This window comes from Sphingomonas sp. Leaf339 (assembly GCF_001426195.1).
Taxonomy (GTDB): Bacteria; Pseudomonadota; Alphaproteobacteria; order Sphingomonadales; family Sphingomonadaceae; genus Sphingomonas.
This window is the reverse complement of the sequence record NZ_LMRS01000058.1, coordinates 1-206: the sequence shown is the minus strand read 5'-3', so window position 1 is coordinate 206 and position 206 is coordinate 1. Positions and strand designations below refer to the sequence as shown.

Sequence of the window (206 nt, the reverse complement as noted above, 5' to 3'; positions counted from 1 at the left end):
CGGTCGTAGCGAGTGGCGACGCGGCGCCAATCCTTCAGACGGCCGAACATGATCTCGATGCGGCTGCGGCGCCGGTAGCGGCGCTTGTCGTATCTGACCGGCTCGTTGCGCGATCTGCGGCCCGGGATGCAGGGCTGGATGCCCTTGGCTTCCAGGGCGTCCCTGAACCAATCGGCGTCATAACCACGGTCGCCAAGCAGCCATTG

Annotated in this window: 1 protein-coding gene; it reads right to left on the bottom strand. The window is 66.0% G+C overall.

All coding sequences use genetic code 11. From position 1 onward, the window contains the following. The coding region (locus tag ASG67_RS16750) for a transposase (RefSeq protein WP_156460892.1) at nt 1-206 on the bottom strand (206 nt) is incomplete at both ends.